23 protein-coding genes and 1 tRNA gene are annotated in these 24,492 nt (G+C 69.4%); 5 read left to right on the forward strand and 19 right to left on the reverse strand.

Annotated elements, in window-relative coordinates; translation table 11 throughout:
• Positions 1-104 precede the first annotated feature (104 nt).
• Together ACESK8_RS05950 and hrpB are read left to right on the forward strand one after the other, a co-directional pair.
• Entirely contained in the window at positions 105-1,697 is a 1,593-nt protein-coding gene (locus tag ACESK8_RS05950) for an SPFH domain-containing protein (RefSeq protein WP_372967727.1), read from the forward strand.
• Between the two features lie 235 nt (positions 1,698-1,932).
• Positions 1,933-4,485: an ATP-dependent helicase HrpB gene (gene hrpB, locus ACESK8_RS05955; protein ID WP_372967728.1), complete on the forward strand. Its 2,553-nt coding sequence runs from the start codon at positions 1,933-1,935 to the stop codon at positions 4,483-4,485.
• A gap of 42 nt (positions 4,486-4,527) precedes the next feature.
• Here hrpB and ACESK8_RS05960 read toward each other — a convergent pair whose 3' ends face one another.
• From ACESK8_RS05960 to ACESK8_RS05980, 5 genes are all read right to left on the reverse strand, one after another.
• Positions 4,528-5,262 carry an ABC transporter permease gene (locus ACESK8_RS05960; protein WP_372967729.1) on the reverse strand — a complete coding sequence of 245 codons (735 nt, stop codon included), beginning with the start codon at positions 5,260-5,262 and terminating at the stop codon, positions 4,528-4,530.
• Positions 5,259-6,047: an ABC transporter ATP-binding protein gene (locus tag ACESK8_RS05965; protein ID WP_372967730.1), complete on the reverse strand. Its 789-nt coding sequence runs from the start codon at positions 6,045-6,047 to the stop codon at positions 5,259-5,261. Before ACESK8_RS05965 ends, ACESK8_RS05960 begins: the two co-directional genes overlap by 4 nt.
• Positions 6,048-6,264: 217 nt before the next feature.
• The gene (locus tag ACESK8_RS05970; RefSeq protein ID WP_372967731.1) at positions 6,265-6,861 is read right to left on the reverse strand and encodes a TetR family transcriptional regulator; all 597 of its coding nucleotides are present in this window, start codon (positions 6,859-6,861) and stop codon (positions 6,265-6,267) included.
• Positions 6,862-6,904: 43 nt separating this feature from the next.
• Complete coding sequence (locus ACESK8_RS05975; protein ID WP_372967732.1) at positions 6,905-7,660, reverse strand: AAA family ATPase; 756 nt, start codon at positions 7,658-7,660, stop codon at positions 6,905-6,907.
• Positions 7,661-7,723: 63 nt separating this feature from the next.
• Entirely contained in the window at positions 7,724-9,217 is a 1,494-nt protein-coding gene (locus ACESK8_RS05980) for an L-serine ammonia-lyase, iron-sulfur-dependent, subunit alpha (RefSeq protein ID WP_372967733.1), read from the reverse strand.
• A 118-nt stretch (positions 9,218-9,335) separates the two neighbouring features.
• Between ACESK8_RS05980 and ACESK8_RS05985 the strand changes: the two genes are divergently transcribed.
• Positions 9,336-9,653 carry a hypothetical protein gene (locus ACESK8_RS05985; RefSeq protein ID WP_060928091.1) on the forward strand — a complete coding sequence of 106 codons (318 nt, stop codon included), beginning with the start codon at positions 9,336-9,338 and terminating at the stop codon, positions 9,651-9,653.
• A 71-nt stretch (positions 9,654-9,724) separates the two neighbouring features.
• Here ACESK8_RS05985 and ACESK8_RS05990 read toward each other — a convergent pair whose 3' ends face one another.
• Positions 9,725-11,455 (reverse strand): L-aspartate oxidase, encoded by a 1,731-nt coding sequence (locus tag ACESK8_RS05990; protein WP_372967734.1) that lies wholly within the window; start codon positions 11,453-11,455, stop codon positions 9,725-9,727.
• A gap of 71 nt (positions 11,456-11,526) precedes the next feature.
• Between ACESK8_RS05990 and ACESK8_RS05995 the strand changes: the two genes are divergently transcribed.
• Positions 11,527-12,459 carry a LysR family transcriptional regulator gene (locus ACESK8_RS05995; RefSeq protein WP_372967735.1) on the forward strand — a complete coding sequence of 311 codons (933 nt, stop codon included), beginning with the start codon at positions 11,527-11,529 and terminating at the stop codon, positions 12,457-12,459.
• 335 nt (positions 12,460-12,794) lie between these two features.
• Here ACESK8_RS05995 and ACESK8_RS06000 read toward each other — a convergent pair whose 3' ends face one another.
• From ACESK8_RS06000 to ACESK8_RS06015, 4 genes are all read right to left on the reverse strand, one after another.
• Positions 12,795-13,103 (reverse strand): FAD-dependent oxidoreductase, encoded by a 309-nt coding sequence (locus ACESK8_RS06000; RefSeq protein WP_372967736.1) that lies wholly within the window; start codon positions 13,101-13,103, stop codon positions 12,795-12,797.
• A gap of 925 nt (positions 13,104-14,028) precedes the next feature.
• Positions 14,029-14,628: a TetR/AcrR family transcriptional regulator gene (locus ACESK8_RS06005; protein ID WP_372967737.1), complete on the reverse strand. Its 600-nt coding sequence runs from the start codon at positions 14,626-14,628 to the stop codon at positions 14,029-14,031.
• Between the two features lie 123 nt (positions 14,629-14,751).
• Positions 14,752-14,824 (reverse strand) — tRNA-Arg (locus ACESK8_RS06010).
• A gap of 66 nt (positions 14,825-14,890) precedes the next feature.
• Complete coding sequence (locus ACESK8_RS06015; protein WP_372967738.1) at positions 14,891-15,472, reverse strand: asparagine synthase; 582 nt, start codon at positions 15,470-15,472, stop codon at positions 14,891-14,893.
• A 98-nt stretch (positions 15,473-15,570) separates the two neighbouring features.
• Here ACESK8_RS06015 and ACESK8_RS06020 point away from each other — a divergent pair, with 98 nt between their 5' ends.
• Positions 15,571-16,410, forward strand: coding sequence for an SDR family NAD(P)-dependent oxidoreductase (locus ACESK8_RS06020; protein WP_372967739.1), 840 nt, complete (start codon positions 15,571-15,573; stop codon positions 16,408-16,410).
• A 1-nt stretch (position 16,411) separates the two neighbouring features.
• Here the strand turns inward: ACESK8_RS06020 and ACESK8_RS06025 are convergent, their stop codons facing one another.
• The 9 genes from ACESK8_RS06025 to ACESK8_RS06065 form a co-directional block, all read right to left on the reverse strand.
• Positions 16,412-17,272: a hypothetical protein gene (locus tag ACESK8_RS06025; protein WP_372967740.1), complete on the reverse strand. Its 861-nt coding sequence runs from the start codon at positions 17,270-17,272 to the stop codon at positions 16,412-16,414.
• Positions 17,273-17,285: 13 nt separating this feature from the next.
• On the reverse strand, positions 17,286-17,531 hold the full coding sequence (locus tag ACESK8_RS06030; protein WP_372967741.1) for a hypothetical protein: 246 nt from the start codon (positions 17,529-17,531) through the stop codon (positions 17,286-17,288).
• Between the two features lie 78 nt (positions 17,532-17,609).
• A complete protein-coding gene (locus tag ACESK8_RS06035; RefSeq protein WP_372967742.1) occupies positions 17,610-19,796 on the reverse strand; it encodes a heavy metal translocating P-type ATPase in 2,187 nt (728 codons plus the stop codon).
• 49 nt (positions 19,797-19,845) lie between these two features.
• A complete protein-coding gene (locus ACESK8_RS06040) occupies positions 19,846-20,055 on the reverse strand; it encodes a heavy-metal-associated domain-containing protein (RefSeq protein WP_372967743.1) in 210 nt (69 codons plus the stop codon).
• Between the two features lie 118 nt (positions 20,056-20,173).
• Positions 20,174-20,833 carry a GntR family transcriptional regulator gene (locus ACESK8_RS06045; RefSeq protein ID WP_372967744.1) on the reverse strand — a complete coding sequence of 220 codons (660 nt, stop codon included), beginning with the start codon at positions 20,831-20,833 and terminating at the stop codon, positions 20,174-20,176.
• Between the two features lie 147 nt (positions 20,834-20,980).
• Positions 20,981-21,622 (reverse strand): NADPH-dependent F420 reductase, encoded by a 642-nt coding sequence (locus ACESK8_RS06050; protein WP_372967745.1) that lies wholly within the window; start codon positions 21,620-21,622, stop codon positions 20,981-20,983.
• 56 nt (positions 21,623-21,678) lie between these two features.
• Positions 21,679-22,617: an N-acetyltransferase family protein gene (locus ACESK8_RS06055; RefSeq protein ID WP_372967746.1), complete on the reverse strand. Its 939-nt coding sequence runs from the start codon at positions 22,615-22,617 to the stop codon at positions 21,679-21,681.
• Positions 22,618-22,709: 92 nt separating this feature from the next.
• Positions 22,710-23,144, reverse strand: coding sequence for a Fe-S cluster assembly sulfur transfer protein SufU (gene sufU / locus ACESK8_RS06060; RefSeq protein ID WP_372967747.1), 435 nt, complete (start codon positions 23,142-23,144; stop codon positions 22,710-22,712).
• Positions 23,141-24,460, reverse strand: a complete 1,320-nt coding sequence (locus ACESK8_RS06065) for a SufS family cysteine desulfurase (protein WP_372967748.1) — start codon at positions 24,458-24,460, stop codon at positions 23,141-23,143. The genes sufU and ACESK8_RS06065 overlap by 4 nt, the downstream gene beginning before the upstream one ends.
• Positions 24,461-24,492 lie beyond the last annotated feature (32 nt).

Genomic DNA, 24,492 nt, shown 5'->3' on the forward strand with positions numbered 1-24,492 from the left:
TGCCCACGACGACCCCTTCGCTTTTCTGGCAGGGTGGAGCCTGAACGCCGCGCGACCGCGCGGACACACGACCGCCCCCTCGGGGGGAACCAGGGAGGTCATCCATGGAGATCGCCGGAATCGTCGGCATCCTCGTCATCGTCGGAATCGCCGTCGCGATCGCCGTCGTCGTCCTGCTCATCCTGCTGCTGTTCGCACGCAGCTGGATCAAGGTGGCCCGCGCCGATGAGGCGCTCGTCATCTCAGGACGCAAGCAGAAGGTGCAGCGCGCTGTCATCTCTGCAGACGGCACGACCAGAGACGAGATGTCGGAGTCGCCCGTCACGGTCATCGTGAACGGCAAGTCCCTGGTCAACCCGATCACCCAGCGTCACGAGATCATCTCACTGCGCTCACGCCAGGTGTCGCTCAACGCCGAGGCCCAGTCCCTCGACAGCGTCACGCTCAACGTCGACGGCGTCGCGATCGTGAAGATCGGCTCCGACCCCATCCTCGTGCGGCGTGCAGCCGAGCGTTTCGCCTCGCAGGACAAGGCGATCGAGCAGTTCACCACCGAGCAGCTCGAAGGTGCGCTCCGCGGCATCGTCGCCACCCTCTCCGTCGTCGAGCTGATGCGCGAGCGCAAGAAGTTCTCCGATCAGATCGCCGCCGACGTCTCTCAGGAGCTCGCCGAGCAGGGTCTGATCCTGGACTCGTTCCAGATCAAGGGGATCACCGACAAGGTCGGCTACATCCAGTCGCTCGGCGCTCCCGAGATCCAGGCGAAGCGCCAGTCGGCAGAGATCTCGCAGACCAACGCCGACCGTGCGATCAACCAGAAGAACATCGCCAACCAGGAAGCCAACCTGGTCGAGCAGACGGCCCTCGACACGAACACCGCCAACGCCAACGCCGGCATCGGCCGTGCCCGCGCTGAGGCCGAGCAGGCCGAGAACCTCGCCCGTGAGCAGGCCCAGCAGGCCGTTCTGCAGCAGCAGGCCGAGAACCGTCAGGCCCAACTCGATGCCGACGTGAAGCGCGTCGCCGACGCGCAGCGCTACGAGGCCGAGACCCGCGCCCAGGCAGAGCTCTACACGCGTGAGCGTGCGGCGGAGGCCGGTGCGATCGAGCAGGTCAAGCAGGCCGAGGCGCGCACCCGCATCGCCGAGCAGCAGGCCCAGGCCGACAAGGCCAAGGCCGATGGTGAGGCCGCAGCCGCGATCGCCCGTGCGACCGGTGAGGCCGACGCGCTGCGCGCACAGGCAGAGGCCGAGTCCGAGGCCCGTCGCCTCCGGGCCAATGCCGAAGCCGATGCGATCCGCGCCGAGGGTGAGGCGCGAGCCGCCGCCGTCGAGGCAGAGGCGAAGGCCATCGCCTCGAACCAGGACGCCTTCCTGTCGCAGCGCGTCCTCGATGTGCTGCCGTCGATCATGGCGGAGTTCTCGAAGGGCTACGCCGCGATCGGCAACGTGTCGATCATCGGCGGCTCCAGCGAGGACGGCGCCTCGAACGTCGTCGGCGCCGACAGCGCCAAGGCGCTGAAGTCGGTGTTCGACAGCGTCAGCTCGGCGACCGGACTCGACCTGGCCTCGATCATCCAGGGTCAGGCCGTCGGCCGCGGCATCGGTGAAGGCGTGGCTGCGGCCACGGCGCCGACCGCCCGGCAGTCGACCCCGACCACCCCGCCGCCCGCACCGCCGGCTCCCGCCGCGGAGTAGTCACCACAAGTCAGCACAGCGGATGCCGCGGCCGGTTCGGTCGCGGCATCCGTCGTCTGCAGCGTCCACCGGTCCATTGCTCTCGCGCGTTCGGTTTCTCTCGCGCGTTCGGTTTCCATCGCGCGTTCAGTTTCCATAACTCCGGAGATTCGCCGGCACGTGCCGCCGGATGGACCGGATACCGGCCGAAGCGCCCCGGATCTCCGGAGTTGCGGAGAGCAGGCAGACTGGAGGGGTGCCGCCCGACTCCTTCGACCTCGCCGCCATCGGCGCGGGACTGTCGTTCGCGGCCGCCCTCGACGAAGTCGCAGCGGCACTCCACGAGAGCCGCGCCGTGGTCGTCAGCGCTCCGCCCGGCACCGGCAAGACCACGCTCGTGCCACCCCTGCTCGCGTCGCGCACCCCCGGGCGGGTCATCGTCACGCAGCCTCGACGGGTCGCCGCGCGTGCAGCCGCCCGGCGGCTCGCCCAGCTCGACGGCACTGCGCTCGGCACTCGCGTCGGATTCACCGTCCGCGGCGAGCGCGCGGTGGGCCGCGAGACGCGGGTCGAGTTCGTCACGGCCGGTGTGCTGCTGCGACGGATGCTCGACGATCCAGGACTCGACGGCGTCGACGCCGTCATCCTCGACGAGGTGCACGAGCGCGCCCTCGAGACCGACCTGCTCATCGGACTACTCTCCGAGGTGCGCGAGCTCCGCGACGACCTGCACGTCGTGGCCATGTCCGCCACCCTCGACGCCGAGCGCATCGCCGCCGCCCTGGGCACGGATGACGATCCCGCGCCCATCGTCGACCATGACGTCCCCGCGTTCCCGCTCGCCGAACACTGGGCGCCGAGCCCGGTGCCCCGTCTCGACGAGCGCGGGGTGACCAGAGGGTTCCTCGATCACGTCGCCACCACTGCTCTCGCCGGGGCGCAGGATCTCGTGCGCACCGAGCCCACCGCCGACGTGCTCGTCTTCGCCCCCGGCGCCCGCGAGGTCTCGGAGATCGCCCGCCGCATCCGCGACGCGAGCGGCGGGTTCGACGTGCGGGAGCTGCACGGACAGATTTCCGGCTCAGAACAGGATGCGGTGATCCGAGGTCGCGGTCCCGCCGACCCACCGCGCATCATCGTCACGACCTCCCTCGCAGAGTCGTCGCTCACCGTGCCGGGGGTGCGTCTCGTGGTGGACAGCTGTCTATCCCGGCATCCGCAGCGCGATGCCGCCCGCGGGATGACGGGCCTCGTCACCACCGCCGCGCCCCGCTCTTCGTGCGTGCAGCGTGCCGGTCGGGCGACTCGTCAAGGGCCGGGCGCCGTCATCCGCTGCGTGGACGAGCGCTCGTACGCGGCAGCTCCCGCCCGGCCCGTTCCCGAGATCGCGGTGGTCGACCTCGCGGATGCCGCACTGCTGCTCGCCTGCTGGGGTGCGCCAGGGGCGTCAGGGCTCCGAATGATCGACCCACTGTCGGCCGACCATCTCGCGGAGGCGGTCGATGTCCTGCGCGGGCTCGGCGCGATCGACGGGGAAGGGCGAGCCACGCCCGAAGGTCGCACGTTGGCTCGGATCCCGACCGACCCCCGGCTCGCGAGAGCGCTCCGGGATGGCAGCCCGGTCGTCGGCGGTCGGCTCGCGTCCGAGGTCGTCGCGGTGCTGGCCGGGGACCTGCGGATCGCGGAGGCCGACGTCGCCCAGGCTCTCGTGACTCTGCGCGGCGGGCGTACCCCCGAGGCGCGACGCTGGCGCACCGATGCGGATCGGCTCGAGCGCATGACGCCGGACGCGCGCGGCATCCGTCCGGATCTCGAGGGCGTCGGTCTCGTGATCGCCCTGGCCTTCCCCGAGCGGATCGCCCGGCGCGTCGAACGCTCCGCCGAGGGGGCGACCTTCTTGCTGGCATCCGGAACCCGCGCCGGCGTGCGCGGGTCACTGGCTGCAGTGGAGTGGCTCGCCGTCGCCGACGTCGCGCGGGCCTCCGCACGGGCGGCCGCCGGGTCGGGTGCGATCGTCCGGTCCGCTGCCGTGCTCACCGAAGCGCAGATGGAACTGGCCGCCAGCCATCTCCTGACCGACCGCGTCGAAGCGACGTTCGTCGATGGCCGCGTCCAGGCGCGTCGCGAACGCCGCATCGGCGCGATCCTGCGCTCGTCGGCGCCGGTGAAGGCCTCAGTCGAAGATGGGCGAGAGGCCGTGCGCCGGGCGCTTCGCCGCGACGGGCTGCGCGTGTTCACCTGGTCGGATGCCGCCCTTGCCCTGCGCCGCCGCCTCTCCCTGCTTCGGCGCGAACTCGGCGGCCCTTGGCCCGATGTCTCGGATTCCGGTCTCGTCGAAAACCTCGACGCCTGGTTGGCGACAGAGCTCGATGCCCTGGCGGGCGGCACCCCCGCCAGCCGGTTGGAGCTGTCATCCGCGCTGCGTCGGCTGCTGCCCTGGCCCGAGGCGGCACGCCTCGACGAGCTCGCCCCCGAGCGTCTGGAGGTGCCCAGCGGTTCACGCGTCCGCATCGACTATCCGGACACCGACGACGACACGGCGCCCCCTGTCGTCGCGGTCAAGCTACAGGAGTGCTTCGGCTGGGCCGACACCCCTCGGCTCGTCGATGGGCGGGTCCCCGTCCTGTTCCACCTGCTGTCCCCGGCGGGGCGTCCGCTCGCGGTGACGGACGACCTCGCCTCGTTCTGGTCCGGCCCCTACTCGCAGGTGCGCGCCGAGATGCGCGGACGCTACCCCAAGCATCCGTGGCCCGAGGATCCCTGGGCAGCCGCGCCGACCAGGCACACCAAGAACCGCTCCGCGCGCTGAGCCCGACGCCGGCGTTCAGCCGAGGCGTGCCACCGGCAGCGCTCATGCAGTACGGCGTCGCAGGGTCAGCGAGGCGAGCACCAGCGCGCCCACCCCGAAGGCGACGACCACGAGCACCGGGCCGTACACGTCGCCGCCCTCCTCCCCTGCGGTGACGGCGTTGATCGCGTCGATGGCGTGACTCAACGGCAGCCAGTCAGAGACCGCGTGCAGCACGTCGGGCATCTGGTCGCGCGGCATGAAGAGGCCGCCGAGGATGATCTGCGGGAACACCAGCAGCGGCATGAACTGCACAGCCTGGAACTCGGTCTGCGCGAACGCGCTGGCGAGGAGTCCGAGTGCGGTGCCGAGCACTGCATCCACGACGGCGACGAGTCCGAGCTGCCACAGCTCCCCCTCGACCTCCAGGCCGCAGACCCCGACGGCGAACGACACGGTGATCACGGCCTGCAGGAACGCCATGAGCCCGAAGGCGAGCGCGTAGCCGAGGATGAAGTCGGCCTTGGCGAGCGGTGTGGTCATGAGCCGCTCGAGGGTTCCCGAACGGCGCTCGCGGAGGGTGGTGATCGAGGTGATCAGGAACATCACGATGAACGGGAACAGGGCGAGGATCGCGCCGCCGAACTGATCGAACACGCCCTCCTGATCGCTGAACAGCCACGCGAAGAGGCCGACCAGCAGACTGGGGGCGATGAGCATCAGCGCGATCGACCGCGGGTCGTGCCGCAGCTGCCCGAGCACCCGCCGCGCGGTCGCCAGCATCCGGAGGCCGTTCATTCCGAGGCCTCCCGCCGTGCTCGACGCGAGCGCAGGGGCGGGGGCGGGGTCTGGGGATCCGCCGCCCGCCGGCTGTCTCGTTCGACGAGAGCAAGGAATGCCGCTTCCGGGTCGGCGGCTCCGGTCTGCTCCCGCAACCCGGCCGGCGTCGTGTCGGCGATGATCCGCCCCGCGCGCATGAGCACCAGCCGATCGCACCGCAAAGCCTCGTCCATCACGTGGCTGGACACGATCATGGTCACGCCTCGCTCCGCGAGCCCGCGGAACAGCCCCCACAGCTCCCTCCTCAGCACGGGGTCGAGGCCGACGGTCGGCTCATCCAGGACGATGAGCTCGGGTGATCCGACGAGCGCCATGGCGAGCGACACCCTCGTGAGCTGGCCGCCGCTCAGCGAGCCGACGAGCTGCCGCGCCTGTCCGCCGAGTCCCACCTCGTCGATGACGCGATCGACGTCGCCCTTCGGCGCCTTCAGCACGGCCGCCAGGTACGACAGGTTCTGACGCACGGTGAGGTCGTCGTAGACGGCGGCTCCCTGCGTGCCGTAGGCGACCCGATGGCGGAGCTGCTTCGACCCACCCGGCTCGCCGAGCACCACGACCGTCCCGGAGGCGATGCGCTGCACCCCGACGATCGAGCGCATGAGCGTCGTCTTGCCGCATCCTGACGGACCCAGAAGTCCGGTGATCTCGCCGCGAGGGATCTCGAGATCGACGCCGTCGAAGACCTGGGTCGCACCGCGGCGCACCCGGAGTCCCGAGATCGCGACAGCCGGAGTATTCATCATGTGATGAATTATGCGCGCAGCGGCTGGCGTGGTCAATGGTCACTCGTCTCGACCGGGCACAGCTTCGGACTTCGGCACCGACACGCCGCCCGCGGACGGGACGGGTCCGGGTGTCGAGCCCCGGCTCCGAAGCTGTGCCCGGATGGGGAGGGCAGGGGGCAGGGGGCAGGAGGAAGGGGGAAGGGCAGGGGGAAGGGCAGGGGGGCAGGGGGCTTGGTCAGTCGAAGAGGTACCGCTGCACGGTCGGCCCCACGCGTGCGGTGAGCTCGTCGACGGATGCCGCGGCGATCGGCGCCAGCCTGAGGACGTATCGGGTGATCAGCAGTCCGGCGACCTGAGACGCCACGAGCGTCGCGCGCAGTTCGGCGTCCGGCACCTCGAGCGTCTTCGCGATCTTGCCGATCAGCTCTCGCGACAGGAAGCCCGCCAGCAGCGGGGTCGTGAGACGACTGCCGATCGCGGTGCGGATCAGCATGACTCCCCGCCGTCGGATGTCGGGCTGCTCGAACGCATCGAGGATGTAGCGGACGAGCCGCTGCCCGACCTCGTCGCGCGGACCGGCGACGATGCCCGGCACGTCGATGTCCGGTCGGAGAGGGATGCCGACGGCCTCGGCGAACAGGTCGGCCTTGGTACCGAAGTAGTGATGCACGAGCGCCGAATCGACCCCGGCCCTGGTGGCGATCGAGCGGATCGTCGAGGCGTCGTACCCGCTCTCGCCGAACTCGTCGACGGCCGATGCGATGATGCGCTCACGGGAGTCGGAGCCGCCGCGAGGGCGACCGCGCTTCCTCGGAGCACGCTGGTCGGTCATGGCGTCAGCCTACGACCCGCGCCGCCCTCGCCGCCGCGCCCCCTCAATCGAGGAGGTGCCGGAGATAGCGCGCCGGATCCTGCAGGAACGAGCGCCAGTGGTTCACCAGTTCGAGGTCTCCCCACTCCGCCGGCCGGATGCCCCAGTCCCCCACCTCGAGGATGTGCGCGCCCGGCAGCGCCGCCAGCACCGGCGAATGCGTCGCGCACAGCACCTGACCGCCGTCGTCGACGATGCGCTGCAGCACGGCGATGAGGGCGAGCGTGGACTGGAACGAGAGCGCGGCCTCCGGCTCGTCAAGACAGTAGAAGCCCGGCGAGTCGAAGCGACTGTCGAGGAGGGCCAGGAAGGACTCGCCATGACTCATCTCATGGAACGGGACGTCCGGCCCGCTGGTCGAGGGGTTCGCCTCGAGATACGTGTAGAACGAGTGCATCGTCTCGGCGCGAAGGAAGAAGCCCCACCGGTCGGCGCCGACGCCCCGTTGCAGTCGCAGCCACTCGGACAACGGCGATTCGGTCGGTCTGGTGCTGTGCATCGCCTGCCTCGACCCGCCCTCCGGCGAGAGCCCGTACGCCCCGGCGATGCCCTCGACGATGGTCGATTTGCCGCTGCCGTTCTCGCCGACGAGGAATGTGACGCCGGGCGCGAGATCGATCCCCTCCCGCAGCACCTGGGCGACAGCCGGGATGCTCGTGGGCCAGAGCCGCCCCGGCTCCGGCGCATCGTCCGCCGCCCTGACCGCGACGATCGGCTGCTCGCGCCGACGACGACTGCCCGAAGCCCAGATCGATTCCATGCGCACCTCCTCCGATCGGAGGCTACCCGGTGCCACCGACGCCGCGACAACGGCAGGAGCGCGTCAGCATTCGATGACGTTCACCGCGAGACCGCCCTCGCTGGTCTCCTTGTACTTCGTCGACATGTCGATGCCGGTCTGCCGCATGGTCTCGACGACCGCGTCGAGCGAGACGTAGTGACTGCCGTCGCCACGCAGGGCGAGGCGGGCGGCCGTGACCGCGGTCGAGGCAGCGATGGCGTTGCGCTCGATGCAGGGGATCTGCACGAGCCCGCCGATGGGGTCGCACGTGAGTCCGAGATGGTGCTCCATGGCGATCTCGGCGGCGTTCTCGATCTGCCTGTTCGTACCGCCCATGACGGCCGTGAGTCCGCCGGCGGCCATCGCGCAGGCGGAGCCGACCTCGGCCTGGCATCCGCCCTCGGCCCCCGAGATCGAGGCGTTCGCCTTGAAGAGCGACCCCAGCGCGGTCGCAGTGAGGAGGAAGCGTCGGATGCCGCGGCGGCGGTTCGCCTCCGCGACGGCCTCGTCGCCCTCCGACTGGTCGGACTCGATCGCGCGAGTGCCGTCGAAGCCGAGCAGCGCGCTGCCCACGAGCTCTCCGTACGGGGTCACGGCGTTGCCTGCTCCGAGCCCGGAGTCGGCGAGGAACCGCCACCAGTACATCGCGACGGCCGGGAGGATGCCGGCAGCACCGTTCGTGGGCGCCGTGACGACGCGACCACCCGCCGCGTTCTCCTCGTTGACAGCGAGTGCGAAGGCGCCGAGCCACTCTCCGGGAAGCTCGCGGTGCCCGTCCGCCTCCGCCTCTTCGAGCTGTCCGCGGATCGCACTGGCGCGACGCTTGACCTTGAGCATCCCCGGGAGCACGCCGTCCGAGTGCAGGCCGTTCTCGACGCAGGCGGCCATGGCGTCCCAGATCGCATCGAGCCCCGCGGCGACATCCTCTTCCGAGCGCTCGGCGGTCTCGTTGAGCCGGGCGACCTCCGCGATCGACAGGCCGTGCTCGTCGCACAGCGCCAGCAGCGACGCGGCATCCGCGTACGAGTAGGGAAGCGGGGCGGCGGCGAGCTTCGCCTCCTCCCCGTCGCGCCGGATGAAGCCGCCGCCCACCGAGTAGTAGGTCTCCTCCGCCACGGCGACGCCGTCAGCATCCCACGCGGTGATCGTCATGGCGTTCGGGTGGCCGGGCAGACGGGTGCGCGGCTCGAACACGATGTCCGTCTTCGAGAACGGGATCTCGTGGACGCCGTCGATCCGCACGGTCGCCCCCTCGCGAAGGTCGGTCCAGGCGGCGCGCACGTCGGCGGGGTCGCACGACTCGGGCGCGAGACCTCGAAGGCCCGCGACGACGGCATCCGGCGTTCCGTGTCCGATCCCGGTGGCGCCCAGCGACCCGTAGAGCGTGCATCCGATGCGGGCGACGCGATCGACGGCTCCTGTCGAGCGCAGTCGGCGCGCGAACTCGAGTGCCGCCCGCATCGGCCCGACCGTGTGGGAACTCGAGGGGCCTACTCCGATGGAGAAGAGGTCGAAGGCCGAGACGTACGCTGTCACCCGTCCAGCGTACGTCCTGCGTCGCACGGCGGGGGATCCGGATGCCGCCGTCAAGGCCCTTCGCGGTTCCGGCTCGTATGGCCATCCTGGTGATGCACTCGATGCGAAAGGGAAGACCATGACGAACAGCACTCCAGAGCAGGACCCGACCTCCGACCTCTCCCCCGAGGCTCAGACGCCCACACCGACCCCCTCGTCGGGTGACGCGGGCGAGCTCACCGATCCTTCGCAGACCGCCGAGAAGCCCGAGCAGGCGGAGTCCCCGGAGGATGCCGACCCGGACGAGGTCCCCAGCAACGACGAGCTCGAGGAGCCGAGCACTGAGAAGGAGCCGTCCGAGGAGCCGAAGGCCCCCGCACGCAACGACCCCGAGCCCGACCATGAGGCGGTCGGGATCGGGGTCATCGACGGTCCGGAGACCGACGAGAACGACTGAGCGACTCCTACCTCGCTCCGCCGTCCTCCTCCCCCGAGGCGTCCTGCCGCCCCGGGGGTGGGTTCGCGTGACTACTCGACGAGCTTGCCCTCGGTGTCGACGTCGCGCATGAGCTCGGCGATCTCGGCGGGGATCTCCGGAATCGGCTCATGGGTCACGCCGCCGGACGGCGACCACACCAGGTTGACCTGCAGAGTCGGATCGGTGTCGGGATAGTCGCTGCGGTTGTGGCATCCGCGGGTCTCGCGACGCTCGAGCGCGGCCTCGAGGGTGGCGCGTGCCGCCAGTGCGGAGGCCTTGAGGTCGAAGGCATGCGCGAGGTCCTGGAACCCGGCGATGTCGGGGTGGATGCCGATGTCCTCCATGCGTCCCTCGATCATGTCGAGGTCCGCGAGGCCGGCGCGCAGACCTTCCTCGGAGCGGACGACGCCTGCGTGCTCTGTCATCGTGTTGCGGATCGCGCGCTGCAGCGCGCGCACGTTCTCGCGTCCGTCCGCGGCGAGGAGGTCGTCGATCTCCGCGCGGGCCTGCGCGACGGCATGCGCTGACCGACGCTGCGCGTCCAGTCCTGCGGCGTGAGCCATGGCCGCCTGACCGACGATGCGGCCGTAGACGAGGAGTTCGATGAGCGAGTTGCCGCCGAGGCGATTCGCTCCGTGCAGTCCGCTGGATGCCTCGCCGATCGCGTACAGTCCGTCGACGTCGGTCTGGTGGTCCTCCGGACGAACCCACACACCTCCCATCGAGTAGTGCGCGGTGGGCGCGATCTCGATCGGATCGGTGGTGATGTCGAGCATCTGCAGCTCCATCATCGTCTGATAGACGCGGGGCAGACGGGTCATGATGGTCTCGCGCGGCAGATGCGAGACGTCGAGCCAGACACCGCCGTTCTCGGTGCCCCGCCCCTCGGCGATCTCGGTGTAGGCGGCGAGCGCGACGCGGTCGCGGGTCGAGAGCTCCATCCGCTCCGGGTCGTACTTCGACATGAACCGCTCGCCGAGAGCGTTGCGCAGGATGCCGCCCTCGCCGCGGGCCGCCTCGGAGATGAGCGTGCCTGCCGCGTTCTCGGGCTCGATGATGCCGGACGGGTGGAACTGCACGAGCTCGGGGTCGCGCAGGCGGGCTCCGGCGTCGACCGCGAGGCGGAACGAGTCTCCGGTGTTCTCGTCGCGCCGCGAGGAGGTGCGACGCCAGATGCGGTTGTGTCCGCCGGCGGCGAGGATCACGGCATCCGCGTGGATCAGGTAGCGCGTGCCGTCGGCCTGGTCGAAGCCGTAGGCGCCGAAGACGACGTTGTCGCGCACGAGCAGGCGGGTGATGTAGACGTGATCGAGGATCGGCACCTCGAGCTGCTCGGCCTTCGCGACCAGGGTGCGCTGGATCTCGAGGCCCGTGTAGTCGCCGGCGAACGCGGTGCGGCGGAAGGTGTGCGCTCCGAAGAAGCGCTGCGAGATGCGTCCGTCGTCCTCGCGGGCGAAGTCCATCCCCCAGCGCTCCAGATCGCGGATGCCGCACTCAGCCCCTTGCGTCACGATCTCGACGGTGTGCGGGTTGGCGAGCAGGTAGCTCTCCTTGATGGTGTCGGCCGCGTGCTGCTGCCAGGTGTCGTCGTGGTCCATGGTCCCGAGCGCCGCGTTGATGCCGCCGGCGGCGAGAGAGGTATGCGCATCCTGACGCGGGCGCTTGCCGACCGCGAGGACGTCGATTCCGTGCTCGGCGACCTCGATGGCCGCGCGCAGGCCCGACCCGCCGGTGCCGATGACGAGGACCGTGGTGGAGATCTGGCGTTCGCGTGTGCTCATGGATTCCACGCTAGGCACGGCGATCCGATAACTCCAATGCATTGTTCTACTGGTATCGATACACTGCAGGCATGAACCTCGAGCAGCTCCGCGGGTTCGTCGAGGTCGCCCGCCTCGGCCATTTCACCCGCGCCTCCGAGCACCTGCACCTCGCCCAGCCGTCGCTGAGCCGACAGATCTCGACGCTCGAGCGCGAGCTCGGGGCCGAGCTCTTCCATCGCGCGCGCGGGCACATCAACCTCACCGCCGCCGGGGAAGCACTGCTCCCCCGCGCCCAGCGGATGCTCGCCGAGTCGGAGGCGATCCGCGAGGAGATGGCGGAACTCGCCGGGCTCCGACGCGGCCGGGTTCGCCTGGGCGCACCCCCCACCCTCTGCATCAGCCTCGTCGCCGAGGCGATCAGCACGTTCCATGCGGCGCACCCTGGCGTCGATCTGCACCTGACCGAGAGCGGATCGCGCCTGCTGGTGGAACAGCTGGCCGTCGGGGCGGTCGACATCGCCCTGATCACCGAATCCGAGGGGCCTCCGCCCTCCGGCTTCAGCCTCGCCAGGATGCCGCTGCTCACCGAGGAGCTGGTCGTCGTCTCCGCCGCATCCGAGCCGCCGGTGTCGACCCTGCCGTCGATGAGCCTCGACCACCTCGCGACGCTCCCCCTGATCGCCCTCGACGAGACGTACGAGCTGCGGGCGACGACCGATGCTGCCTTCCGATCGGCGGGGCTGACCCCGAACTTCGTCCTGGAGGGTGCTGAGATGGACGCCCTGCTCCGCTTCGTCGAACGAGGCGTCGGCGTGGCCGTGGTCCCGGCGATGGTGCTGCTCGATCAGCCGGCGCTGCGGTCGGTCAGGATCTCGCATCCGATGATGAGGCGCACCGTGAGCCTGGCCCACCGTGCGGATGTCACTCCGGCCGTCGCCGTGGCCGCGATGCGTCATGTGATCGTCGGCACGGCGGGAGAAGTCGCCCGCCGAGACCCCGCCATCACGAGCCTGCTCGACTGAGGTCGCTCAGCCGCGCTTCCGCGAACTCTCCCATCGAAGGAGATCTCACTCAACGAAGGACCGGATTCCCCATTCGCTCCTTCGCAGCGAGAGTTCTCCTTCGCAGCGCGTGGGAAACGACAGCCCGGGGAGCGGCGTACTCGTGAGACACGGTCGCCAGGATGCCGCACACCAGACCGGTCACATGCCACACCCGGTTGCTCTGGGTCTGCTCGGGAAGCGTCGTGAGCACGAGCCTATCGAGCACAATGGCGCGACGGGCGGGCAGGACCCTTCGTCGGTTCAGACGGTTGAGAGCGCGATTCTGCCGATACGCCGGTGGTCCTGCTCGAAGGTCACAGGGTAGTCACCGGCACGATCCCGTCGCCCTTCCAGCAAGACAGCAGCAAGTCCTCCCAGTCGCCGCCCCCGTGGTCCGTGACAAAACCCCGAAAGCGCGTGTAGTTCTTGCCGATATTCTTTCCTCCGAGCGTGACGAGCCGGTCGCCGAGCGGCACGCCGCGTGAACGACCGCCAAGCTGATCCTGCGCATCCAGAAGCTCCACATCTGCACCTGCTTCACGAAGTCGCCATGCGGAGGCGATACCGGCCCAACCACCGCCGACGACAACCGCATGCCTACCTGCCAATGGCCTACCGTTCATCGGAACTCCTCCGTTCGTGATCAGCAGGAGCGATGAAGTCGGGGTCGGACAACCACTCGATAATCTGCGGGACCACGCCCGGCACGTCCCGAGCCCAGGTGAAGTGCGAACCCGGTCTTCTCCTCGCCCGGCGGGGGGAGTATGTGGCCCGTCGCAACACCGCGGCGCCCGTACGATCGGTGAGGCGAGTTGTCGTCGATGGTGGAGCGAGAAGGTCCCCGGCTATATTGATCACCGCCAATGGCCCGCGGAAACCCCGGAGAGCAACGCCATAGTCGAACGACGAGTTCCGCGAACCATACCGACCGGTGCGGACGTTGCGCGCCCAGTCGCACATGGTGCGCCTGGTCTGACGCCCGGCGAATCCGAGCCTGTGTCCCGGCCATGATCCGAGCAGCACCGACAGACCGGCAATCGCTTGCGACACGATCAGGTAGACCCATTTACGTGGGGCTGCGAATCCTCCGAAGAACGCGGATCCGCTACCGATCAGAATCACCGGTACCTCGGGCTCGAATCCGCCCGCGAAGACGAGTCCGAGTTGGCCCCCGAGACTATGTCCCAGCACAACGACGCGACCTGTCGGGACCGACGCCTCCGCCACGCGAAACCTACTACGGATCCGGTCTTCCACAATCTCTGCATACCCACCTCGACCCGCCGAACCGGTCGCTTTCGAGGAGATATCGCAGTCGACGAACGTGACGGGGTAACCCCGAAACTCGAGTTGCTCAACAAACGGCCTGTAGTACGTCGCTGGCACCCCCATCGCTGGCACGAAAAGTAGGGCTGGAGAGTGGCTGGATACGTGGTCTTCCGACGACGCCGATCGCGTGAACATCTTGCCCCCATACGTTACGTATAAGTATGGAACGCAACCCTCTTGGCGAGCTATAGCCGTCGGTGGAACATATTGGTCCGACGATTACGCTGAGGTGGCACTCGCGCGCAGGTCTGCGAGCGCCGCGTTCACCGTAGCCGCCGCCAGATCTTCGTCAAGCGGCCCGATCTTGGGAAACGTGCAACGCATCACCAGCGGACCTGACATCAGGTCGCACACCCAGTCCACGTCGACCGGCCGCGGAATCTCCCCGCGAGCGACCCCTCGCAACAGCGCGTCGCGCGTGACCGCCCGCCTCGGCGCGAAGAACCCGGCATGGAAAACCTCCAGGAGGTTCGCATCCGTCTGCAGTGAATCGAGAAATCCGGATAGACACCGGCGAACCAAAGGATGATTGAAGAGTCGCACCTGTTCGCTCTGAATCACCAGCAGATCGCCGTAGACGGAGCCCGTGTCAGTGATGGGACCGTCTCCGAACTTGCGAAACAGCATCTCGAGCAGCAGTGCCGGGATTCCCGCATACCTGCGATAGAAAGCGGGCCTCGAAGTTCCGGCGCGATGAACGATCGCATCAATCGTCAAACTCGAGTAACCCGACTCGAGAAGGATCGCTTCGGCAGCTTCGAGGATCTTTGCGTCCAGCGTCGAGTCCCGAGGCCGACCGGTCACCGCTGAGCTAGACATACAGGCGAGTGTAGTAGTTGCCGAGCGTTCCGGCGCCCCGGGCTCCGCCTTGATAGACACGCTGTGCCTCACAAGAAACACGAAACCCCCGCCGCTTTCGCGACGGGGGTTTCTCTCGTGATGTGCGCCCGAAGGGACTCGAACCCCTAACCTTCTGATCCGTAGTCAGATGCTCTATCCATTGAGCTACGGGCGCTCCTGGACCGCTCAGCGGGCCGTAGAACAGCCTACAACAGTCGCGACGGGAATGCGAAACGAGGGGTCAGTCGTCCGCGTCGGCCGACTTCTGCTTCTTCTTCCGCTTCGCCTTCGCACGTTGCAGCGACGACAGCGCCTGCAGGTCGACGAGCCGCAGCGCCTGCATCCGCGCCTCGCGCATCCGCTCGTAGTCGGGGTCCTGGTCGGGGCGCATGCCCTCGACGCGCAGCCGACGGTCGAGGTTGTGGCGCACATCGGCCCATGCCCCCTCGCGCGCCTCCTCGACGATGACCCGGAGTGCCTCGTCGTCTTCCATCATGTCGCGCAGCTTCGTCGCGACGCCGTGGGACTGCTTGGCGCGTCGGCGCAGATTGCGGACATCGCGGTCACGGTAGTCGTGGGTGCCCGACGGGTCGGAATGACGTCCGCGGGCGCGCTTGCGCAGCTGCGTGAGGTTGCGTTCGACCTCTTCGGACTCCTCGGCCATCGCCCGCAGCGCCTCGCGCGCGTCGGCGACGTACTTGTCCGTGTCGAAGATCCCGTTCTCGGCGATCGTGCCGATGAGGATGTGATTCTTCACGGCGAGGCGCGCCGCAGCGGTCGCGATCGCAACGCCCTCGGCGATGGCATCCGCAGTTCGTCCCACTGCTACCTCCTCCCTTCGAGAGTACCGGTACCGCTCCCCGATCCACTCGGCCAGAATGGATCGGAATCGCCCGGCTCCGACGACCCAGGAGGACTGCAATGAAGCGTCTCACCCTCTCCGGGAGCACGACCGTCATCACCGGTGCCGCGAGCGGCATGGGTGCGGCCATCGCCCGGCTGCTGGCTGCGGACGGCGTGCACCTCGCCCTCCTCGATCACGATGCCGCCGGGCTCGCCGCCCTGATCGGCACCCTCCCGTCCACCGCCGTCACGACGCACATCGTGGATCTGCGCGACGACGAGGCCGTCTTCTCCGCGGCGGAGGAGATCATCGCCGCGCACCCGCGCATCAACGCCCTCATCACGTGCGCGGGTTCATCGATGCTGGGGACGCTCGAACAGCTGACCATGGAGGAGATGCGCTGGCTCACGGATGTGAATCTCTGGGGCACCGTCTCGATCACGAAGGCGCTGCTGCCTGCGCTCCGCGCGATGCCCGCCGCGCACATCACCCACCTCGCGAGCGTCTATGCGCTGGCCGCTCCCGCCGGCCGCATCCCGTACTCGCTGAGCAAGTTCGCGGTGCGCGGGTTCTCCGAGGCCCTGCGACACGAGCTGGAGGGCACCTCGGTGTCGGTCGGCGCGGTGTACCCGGCGGGCGTGCGCACCGGGATCATCCTGCACGGACGCTACGCCGCCGCGATCGATCCGGCCGTCGCCGCACGTGCCGCCGCCGCGCAGGCCGCGATGTATCACACCGAGCCGGCCGACGCCGCGGCACAGATCGTGCGCGCGACAGAGCGGCGCCGGGCGCGCACCATGGTCGGACGGGAGGCACGCCTCATCGACACGCTCGTACGTCTGGCACCGAGCGGCTACTGGCGCGTGATGCGGCGACCGCTCCGTGAGGCGATCGACACGACCACGCCCGTACGGTGACTCACCGAACGGTCCCCACCCAGATCGCAGACGCCCAGGCCTGCTGCGAGGCGTCGCATCCGACCGAGCCGGGATAGCCGCGCACCACGGCCATGCAGTTCGCCAGGAACTCGGGGTCGCCGCCGAACAGGGAGTGATAACTCGCGGACGACGTCAGCGCACCCCAGACGCGGAACTGGTAGATGTGCCCGAGTTCGTGCGCCATGGCCCAGTTCAGGCGGTCGGCGCTCCACTGCGCGATGTCCGCGCGGTACTTGATGAAGCCGTTGCTGTTCGCACACGCGGGAGCGGTGCCCCCCGCGCACGAGGCCGATTCGTACAGTCCCACTCCTGCGCCACCGACCCGGTCGAGTGCCGCGCGCACCCGCGCGAAGCCCTCAGGACCGCTGGAGGACCACGCGGGTCCACCGGGCGCCGCGTACTGCGCCGTCTCCCACCCCGAGACATCGTCGCCCACCTTGTCGATCAGCGAGTGCACGGTCGCAGTCGCCGCCACGACGGTCGCCGGGTCGTCGCGTTCGGCGAGCACCACCTCCTGCGCATCGATCGCCGCAGCCCGGTGCGTGGAGGTGTCGACCTTTCCCTCCGCGCCGGTCATCGCCGCATTCAGTGCGTCGATCTCGTCGACGAACGCGCCGCGAACCTCGAGCACCGCGGCGCGCGCAGCGGTGTCCTCCTCCGCAGCGGCGACCGCGCCGTCGAGGTGATCGGTGCGCATCTGCGCCGACCTGGTCGACTCCGACAGTGTCTGCAGCTCGGCGATCGCATCCGCCCTGTCCTGGTCCAGCCCGACGGCCCGCGCCGCGACGCCGGAGGCGAGCAGCACCGCCGTCACGACGGTGACGGCGAGCGCCCTCCTCATCACGAGAGCCCCGTCATTCCAAGAATCCCGTGGTGTCCTCGAGCTGCGCGTCCTGCTCGGCGATCGTCGCACGCAGGGCCGTCAGGCGCTCCGCCAGGCGATAGTTCTCGGCTCGGGTCGCGTCGAGCTGCTCCTCCGCCTGCACGACGGCGGCTCGCGCCTCATCGAGCGCCTCGACGCGCTGCTGGTCGGCGACGACGAGGAGCACCGTTCCCCCGACGAGGAGGAGTCCTCCGGTGACGACCGCGAGAGCCCTCATGTCGCTCCCCAGACCAAGACGCAATGTCGGAACGATTCCGCAGTGTCAATATATCTCGGCGCGGGGGCCGCTTCCAGATCACCGCACAGGAGCGGCGCTGCGGAACCGACGCAGTCGAAGGCTGTTCAGCACCACGAACACACTCGAGAACGCCATGGCGGCGCCGGCGAGCATCGGGTTCAGCAGCCCGAGTGCGGCCAGCGGGATGGCCGCGACGTTGTACGCGAGCGCCCAGAAGAGGTTGCCCCGGATCGTCGCCAGCGTGCGCCGGGCGAGACGGATCGAATCGACCGCTCCCCACAGGTCGCCCCTCACCAGGGTCAGATCGGATGCTTCGATCGCGGCATCCGTGCCCGTGCCCATCGCGATCCCGAGGTCCGCCCGCGCGAGCGCTGCGGCGTCGTTGACGCCGTCGCCGACCATCGCGACGACCCTCCCCTGCCGCTGCAGCGAGATGACCTCCTCGACCTTGCCCTCGGGGAGGACGCCGGCTCGGACCTGTTCGATCCCGATGCTCTCGGCCGTGCGCCGTGCCGCGCGCTCATTGTCTCCCGTGAGCAGCACCGGCCGCAGTCCGAGGCCCCGCAGGGCACCGATGGCCGCTGCGCTGGTGGGCTTGATCTGATCCGCGACGACGAGCACTCCGCGCACCCGCCCATCCCAGGCGACGGCGATCGCGGTGCGGGCATCGTCTTCTGCGGAGTCGAACGCCGACGCGAGCTCTGCATCGAGTTCCAGCGCCCAGTCGGCGAGGAACGACGGCCGCCCCGCGATGACCGCGTGCGAGTCGACGATGCCGGTGACACCGCGCCCCCGCACGTTCTGGAACTCGTGGACGACCGGCAGCTCGCCGATGCGTTCCGTGGCCGCGCGGACGACGGCCTGGGCGATCGGATGCTCCGAGGCGTCCTCCACCGCGGCGGCGAGGCGCAGCACCTCGGCGGCGTCCTCGCCCTCCGCGGGGACGATGTCGAGGAGCGTCATGCGCCCGGTGGTGACGGTTCCGGTCTTGTCGAGCACGATGGTGTCGACCCGACGCGTGGATTCGAGCACTTCAGGCCCCTTGATGAGCACGCCGAGCTGGGCGCCGCGTCCCGTCCCGACGAGCAGCGCCATCGGGGTGGCGAGACCGAGCGCGCAGGGGCAGGCGATGATCAGCACGGCGACGGCCGCGGTGAACGCCGCAGCGGCGCCCCCGCCGGCCAGCAGCCAGGCGACGAGCGTGAGCGCGGAGATCGCGAACACGATGGGGACGAACACGGAGGAGAGCCGGTCGGCGAGGCGCTGAGCCTCGGCCTTCCCCGACTGCGCCTCCTCGACCAGGCGTGCCATGCGCGCGAGCTGCGTGTCGGCGCCGATCCGAGTGGCCGTCACCAGCAGTCGTCCGCCGACGTTGACGGTGGCTCCTGTGACGGCGTCGCCGGCACACACCTCCACCGGCACCGGCTCCCCCGTGAGCATGGAGGCGTCGACGGCGGATACGCCCTCCGCGACGACGCCGTCCGTGGCGATCTTCTCGCCGGGGCGCACGACGAAGACGTCGCCGACGGCCAGGCGGTCCAGCGGCATCCGCTCTTCGCGCCCGTCTCGGAGGACCGAGACGTCCTTGGCTCCCAGCTCGCCGAGCGCCCGCAGCGCGGCACCGGCGCGGCGCTTGGAACGCTGTTCGAGGAATCGCCCGAGCAGGAGGAACAGGGTCACGCCTGCCGCGACCTCGAGGTAGATGCTGCCGAGGCCGTCTCCCCGTTCGATCGTGAACCGGAACGGATGGGTGATGCCCCACATCCCGGCAGTCCCGAAGAAGAGGGCGTAGATCGACCAGAGGAAGGCGGCCGTCACTCCGACCGAGATGAGCGTGTCCATGGTGACAGCACGGTGGCGGGCGTTCAGCACGGCGGCTCGGTGGAAGGGCCAGGCCGCCCAGGTGACGACCGGGGTGGCCAGGACCAGTGACGCCCACTGCCACCCGGGGAACTGCAGCTGCTCGAACATCGCCAGGGCGATCACCGGGATCGCGAGCACCGCAGCGATCACGAGACGCAGACGCAGACGCCGGTAGGCGGGGTCGGTGCCGACCGCCTCCTCCTCACGCGGCAGCGCGGCCGAATACCCGGTGCGCACCACCTCGGAGATGAGGTCTTCGACGGCGATGCCGTCAGCGACCTCGACGTGGGCCTTCTCCGTCGCATAGTTGACGGAGGCAGCGACACCGTCGATGCGGTTGAGCCGCTTCTCGACGCGCGCCGCACACGACGCGCACGTCATTCCCCCGATCTCGAGATCGTACGATGCAGTCCCGCCCGACACGGCCATCTCAGGCGCGGGTGGCGCTGTAGCCGGCCTCGTCGACGGCGGCCAGCACGGCGGCGTCGTCGAGCGCGGAGTCGGAGGTCACCACGAGGGTTCCGGACGCGGCGCTGACGTCGATGGCGGTGACTCCGTCGAGCTTGGCGACCTCACTGCGGACCGATCCTTCGCAGTGCCCGCAGGTCATCCCGGTGACGGCGTAGGTGGTGGTGCTCATGATGTGTCCTCTCGAAGTGCGATAGTTCCTGTCGGAATACCCCCCTGGGGTATCCCTCCGAGGATAACCATACCCCCCGATCCGCTATTCCCTCAACGGGGGATCCTCAGAGGGATGCTCAGATCGAGCGCGATGCGGAGCTGAGGCGGCGCTCTGCGGCCGCCTGCCCGCTGGCGAGGTGACGCGGGATGATCTCGCGGAGTGCGTCCACATCCCGCGCGGCTACCGCCTCGAGGATGATGCGGTGCTCCTCCGCCATCGCGAGGAGGTCGTCGTGCTGGCCGAACAGCCACCTCAGGCGCGTCACGAAGACGCCGATCAGCTCGCCGAGCATCTCGTTGCCGGCCAGCTCCGCCGAGATCTCGTGGAACTCACCGGCCGCGATGCGGGCGGCTTCCGTGCGCCCTTCAGTCGCGGCCGCGTGCTCGCGCTCGTAGGCGTCGCGCAATCGGGCGATGCCGTCAGAGGAATGCCGTTCGGCGGCGAAGACGAAGATCAGCGTCTCGATGGCCTCTCTGACCTCCCCGAAATCCTGGATGTCGCGGTGGGTGAACTCGCGCACGACCGCCCAGGTCCGCGGCCGCGCCACCACGACGCCCTCGCCCACCAGGGTCCGGATCGCCTCGCGCACCGGGAGACGCGAGACGTTGAGCTCGGCGGCGATGTCACGCTCGACCAGCCGGGAGCCCGGCGCGCGACGACCGAGGATGATGTCGTCGCGCAGAATGCGCGTCACCCTGACCGACTCGAGTTCGCCGGCTGCCCCCACCCCCGCCATATCGGGATTCTCTCACCCTGGCCACCCCACGACAAGTTTGGTATCCCAACGGAGCGCATATATTACGACCGCGCCCCGGTCGGGACCGCGCGACACGCAGACGAGGGGCGGATGCCGCAGCATCCGCCCCTCGTCTGTGCGCGATGTTCAGGGCAGGCGATTCGCCTTCGCCAGGTTCGCCGTGAGCTCCTCGGCGTTCTGCTTCACCACGTAGGCGGGACGGTCGCGCTCGACGCGCCACGACTCGCTCAGCGGACCGACGTTCACGGTGTCGAATCCCGCCTCGTCGTAGAAGCGGGTGACGAAGGCCACCGCCTCCGCATCGTCGCCGGCCGTCGCCAGCGCGCGCCGACCGGGAGTGCCCGCAGGCGTGCCGTCGGTCGTGATGTCGGCGGCGAGGATGTGGTTGAAGGCCTTCGCGATCCGCGACGTCGGCAGCTGCTTCTGGAGCAGCTCCGAGGTCGTCGTCTCCCCCTTGTCGAGTGCTTCGATGTGGCCATCGCGCTCGAAGTAGTAGTTGTTCGTGTCGAGGACGATCTTCCCCGCCAGCTGCTCGGTGGGCAGCTGGTCGATGGCGCCGAGCGGCACCGTGACGACGACCGCTTCCCCTGCCTCTGCGGCCTCGACGGCGGTGGCCGCCTTCGCCTGCGGGCCGAGCTCCGTCACGAGGTCGGCGAGTGTCTCCGGTCCGCGCGAGTTCGCGATCACGACGTCGTATCCGTTCGCCACCGCGACGCGCGCGATCTGGCTGCCGATGTGTCCTGCACCGATGATTCCGAGAGTTGTCATGTTCGCCTCAACGTGTGCGGGCTGACGCTATTCCCGAAGTGTCGCCACGTGTCCGGTCACACCGAGAGGAGGAAGCGCTCCTCCAGACGGCGGTAACCGAGGCTCTCGTACAGTCGGATCGCACCGGTGTTGAACCCGAAGACGTGCAGACCGATCGACTCGGCCCCGAGGCGGACAGCCTCCCTTTCCGCTGCCTGCATCATCGCGCGCCCATACCCCCGGCGACGGTGCTCGGCGCCGACCTCGATGTCGAGGATGAAGGCGTGCGGACGACTTCCGCGGGTGCGCATGCCGAACCACAGCACACCCACCTCGACCCCGTCGACCTCGGCCACGAACAGCTCCTGCCCCGGCGATGCGACGCCGTCGGGGAGTTCCAGCATCATCTGCCGGTGCGACTCGACCGCGGCATCCTCCGGGGAATAGCGGCCGGACGCCACGAGGTCGTCGGCGAAGGCGGCCTCCGACGCCGCCGCGAAGCTGGTGAAGCGCTCCGGCGTCATCGGCACGACTCTGACCTCCGGCACGGTGTCACGGTGCGGCACGGGTTCGAGAAGCATCTGGATCGAGGCCACCTCGAACCCGCGGCCCACGGCGAACGCCCGCCCTCCGGCATCCGAGGCGAAGACCGCGATGCTGATGCGGTCGACCCGATGCTCCGCAGCGAGGCTGCGGAGCGCCGCGAGCAGTCCGTCGCGCTGCCGCTCGTCCGGCGTCACCTCCCACGCGAGATCGACGACGAACAGGATGCCGTTGTTCGCCGCGATCCACGCCGTGCCCAGTCGACGTCCGCCATCGTCGACCGTCAGGATCACCGACGTCAGGGTCTCGAGCCCCTGAGCGAGCATCTCTCCGAGGAACAGGTCGACTGCGGCATCCGCATCCGTGCCGACGAGGGATCCGGAGTCGTGCCGGAGTGCGATCAGTCGCTCGCGAGTCGCCGCGAACCAGTCGTCGTAGCGGTCGGACGGCAGGGGCGCGAGCTGGACTGTCATACCTCCATCCTCTGCGCTCGAGCATCCGTCGTCGAGTCGACCGAACGGCGACCCGACGCGGCAGGGACGCGGCGCACACGGCGCCGCCGCCGTCAGGCCCTGTGCAGCGCGTCCTCGACCGCGACCCAGGCGAGCATCGCGCACTTCACCCGCGCGACGTAGCGGGAGACGCCGCCGAGTGCGGCGACGTCACCGAGCAGCTCCTCGTCGGGCTCGATCGTGCCGCGGGAGCGCATCGCCTCTCGGAAGGCGGCGATGCGGATCTCCAGTTCCGGCACCGAGAGTCCCTCGGCGAGCTCGGCGAGAAGCGATGCGGACGCCTGGGAGATGGCACAGCCGTGCCCCTCCCACGCGATCGCCTCGATGCTGCCGTCTTCGGCGCGATGCACCTGCAGCGTCACCTCGTCGCCGCAGGTCGGGTTCACCTGATGCGACTGCGCGGCGATCTCCTCTCGCAGCCCGAACCCGTGCGGCGTGCGCGAGTGATCGAGGATGAGTTCCTGGTACAGATTCTGCAGGTCGCTCATGCGCCCCTCCGGAAGAATTCGATGGCCGCCTGCACCCCGCCGATGACGGCATCGACTTCGGCCTCGGTCGTGTAGAGATACGTGCTCGCCCGCGTCGAGGAGATGATCCCCAGGCGGCGGTGCAGTGGCTGCGCGCAGTGGTGCCCCACCCGTACCGCGATTCCCCGATCGTCGAGGAACTGACCGACGTCGTGCGAATGGATCCCGGCGACATCGAAGCTCGCGAGTCCCACCCGTGGCAGGTCGATCCCCGCTCCGAGCACGCGCACACCGTCGATGCTCGAGAGGCCGTCGACGAGGCGTCGGCCGAACGCGGCTTCGTGCGCGGCGATGCGAGGCATCCCCACGGCTGTCAGATAGTCGATCGCGGCGGCCAGCGCGACGGCCTGCGACACCCGCTGAGTGCCCGCCTCGAAGCGCTGAGGCGGCGGCAGGTACTCGGCTTCTGTGGTGGTGACAGTCGTGATCATGGAGCCACCCGTGAGGAACGGCGGCATCGCCTCGAGCAGCTCCCGGCGACCGTACAGCGCGCCGATCCCGGTCGGACCCAGCATCTTGTGGCCGGACAGCACCGCGAAGTCGACATCGAGCGCGCGGACGTCCAGCGGCAGGTGCGGCGCGGACTGGCAGGCGTCCAGCACGACGAGCGCGCCCACCTCGCGCGCCAGGGACACGACCGTCGAGACCGGATTGATGACGCCGAGCACGTTCGAGACGTGAGTGAGGGCGATGAGCCTGGTCCGCGAGCCGATGAGCTCGGCCGCGACGTCGAGCCGGAGGGCGCCGTCGTCGTCGAGCGGGATGACCCGCAGGGTCGCGCCGGTCCTCGCCGCGAGCTCCTGCCACGGGATCAGATTCGCGTGATGCTCCATCTCGGTCGTGACGATGTCGTCGCCCTCTCGGAGCCGGAATCGCTCGGCGGCCGCTCCCCCACGACCGGAGGAGGCGTTGGAGAGGGAATAGGCGATCAGATTGATGGCCTCGGTGGCGTTCGATGTCCAGACGATCTCGCCGTCATCCGCTCCGATGAATCGAGCGACCGCGGCTCGGGCGTCCTCGAACACCTCGGTGGCCTCGGCGGCCAGGGTGTGCGCCCCACGGTGCACGGCGGCATTGAGCGTGGTGGCGAAATCGCGTTCCGCATCGAGCACGGCGAGCGGCCGTTGCGAGGTCGCGCCGGAGTCGAGGTAGGCGAGCGGATGCCCGTTGACCTGCGTCTGCAGGATCGGGAAGTCCTCTCGCAGACGTCGCACCTCGGGATCCGTCAGTGCGGTGTCTCTGCGCGCGGCCACGTCGGTCCCACCGGAGATGCTCATCCTTCTAGCTTCTCATCCGAGGAGCCGATCAG

This window comes from Microbacterium sp. (assembly GCF_041641055.1).
In the GTDB taxonomy this organism is placed as follows: domain Bacteria; phylum Actinomycetota; class Actinomycetes; order Actinomycetales; family Microbacteriaceae; genus Microbacterium.

Excerpts from the sequence above, each read along its gene's own strand:
- ACESK8_RS05965 (WP_372967730.1), bottom strand. The coding sequence starts at position 6,047 with ATGATGAATACTCCGGCTGTCGCGATCTCGGGACTCCGGGTGCGCCGC.
- ACESK8_RS05975 (WP_372967732.1), bottom strand. The coding sequence starts at position 7,660 with ATGGAATCGATCTGGGCTTCGGGCAGTCGTCGTCGGCGCGAGCAGCCG.
- ACESK8_RS06045 (WP_372967744.1), bottom strand. The coding sequence starts at position 20,833 with ATGGCGGGGGTGGGGGCAGCCGGCGAACTCGAGTCGGTCAGGGTGACG.
- ACESK8_RS05960 (WP_372967729.1), bottom strand. The coding sequence starts at position 5,262 with ATGAACGGCCTCCGGATGCTGGCGACCGCGCGGCGGGTGCTCGGGCAG.
- ACESK8_RS06000 (WP_372967736.1), bottom strand. The coding sequence starts at position 13,103 with ATGAACGGTAGGCCATTGGCAGGTAGGCATGCGGTTGTCGTCGGCGGT.
- ACESK8_RS05970 (WP_372967731.1), bottom strand. The coding sequence starts at position 6,861 with ATGACCGACCAGCGTGCTCCGAGGAAGCGCGGTCGCCCTCGCGGCGGC.
- ACESK8_RS06035 (WP_372967742.1), bottom strand. The coding sequence starts at position 19,796 with ATGACGTGCGCGTCGTGTGCGGCGCGCGTCGAGAAGCGGCTCAACCGC.
- ACESK8_RS06005 (WP_372967737.1), bottom strand. The coding sequence starts at position 14,628 with ATGTCTAGCTCAGCGGTGACCGGTCGGCCTCGGGACTCGACGCTGGAC.
- ACESK8_RS06050 (WP_372967745.1), bottom strand. The coding sequence starts at position 21,622 with ATGACAACTCTCGGAATCATCGGTGCAGGACACATCGGCAGCCAGATC.
- ACESK8_RS06020 (WP_372967739.1), top strand. The coding sequence starts at position 15,571 with ATGAAGCGTCTCACCCTCTCCGGGAGCACGACCGTCATCACCGGTGCC.
- ACESK8_RS05985 (WP_060928091.1), top strand. The coding sequence starts at position 9,336 with ATGACGAACAGCACTCCAGAGCAGGACCCGACCTCCGACCTCTCCCCC.
- ACESK8_RS05995 (WP_372967735.1), top strand. The coding sequence starts at position 11,527 with ATGAACCTCGAGCAGCTCCGCGGGTTCGTCGAGGTCGCCCGCCTCGGC.
- ACESK8_RS06055 (WP_372967746.1), bottom strand. The coding sequence starts at position 22,617 with ATGACAGTCCAGCTCGCGCCCCTGCCGTCCGACCGCTACGACGACTGG.
- sufU (WP_372967747.1), bottom strand. The coding sequence starts at position 23,144 with ATGAGCGACCTGCAGAATCTGTACCAGGAACTCATCCTCGATCACTCG.
- ACESK8_RS06025 (WP_372967740.1), bottom strand. The coding sequence starts at position 17,272 with ATGAGGAGGGCGCTCGCCGTCACCGTCGTGACGGCGGTGCTGCTCGCC.
- ACESK8_RS06065 (WP_372967748.1), bottom strand. The coding sequence starts at position 24,460 with ATGAGCATCTCCGGTGGGACCGACGTGGCCGCGCGCAGAGACACCGCA.
- ACESK8_RS05990 (WP_372967734.1), bottom strand. The coding sequence starts at position 11,455 with ATGAGCACACGCGAACGCCAGATCTCCACCACGGTCCTCGTCATCGGC.
- ACESK8_RS06040 (WP_372967743.1), bottom strand. The coding sequence starts at position 20,055 with ATGAGCACCACCACCTACGCCGTCACCGGGATGACCTGCGGGCACTGC.
- ACESK8_RS05950 (WP_372967727.1), top strand. The coding sequence starts at position 105 with ATGGAGATCGCCGGAATCGTCGGCATCCTCGTCATCGTCGGAATCGCC.
- ACESK8_RS06030 (WP_372967741.1), bottom strand. The coding sequence starts at position 17,531 with ATGAGGGCTCTCGCGGTCGTCACCGGAGGACTCCTCCTCGTCGGGGGA.